Here is a 255-nt window from a genome sequence, read left to right as displayed (position 1 = left end):
GGCAGCACAAGGTAAAGCCGAAGCAGCTAAAGCTGGTGCAGAAACCGCTAAAGCTGACGCAGAAACCGCGAAGGCCGGTGCAGAGGCAGCACAAGGTAAAGCCGAAGCAGCTAAAGCTGGTGCAGAAGCCGCTAAAGCTGACGCAGAAACCGCGAAGGCCGGTGCAGAGGCAGCACAAGGTAAAGCCGAAGCAGCTAAAGCTGGTGCAGAAACCGCTAAAGCTGACGCAGAAACCGCGAAGGCCGGTGCAGAGGC

1 protein-coding gene is annotated in these 255 nt (G+C 58.0%); it reads left to right on the top strand.

The annotated features are described in order from the left end of the window. The coding region (locus DPV92_RS09760; RefSeq protein WP_192574200.1) for a hypothetical protein at positions 1-255 on the top strand (255 nt) is incomplete at both ends.

This window comes from Pseudohaemophilus paraphrohaemolyticus, assembly GCF_003253115.1.
GTDB classification, from domain to species: Bacteria; Pseudomonadota; Gammaproteobacteria; order Enterobacterales; family Pasteurellaceae; genus Haemophilus_A; species Haemophilus_A paraphrohaemolyticus_A.
The sequence above is the reverse complement of the archived record's forward strand: the minus strand, read 5'-3'. Positions and strand labels throughout refer to the sequence as shown.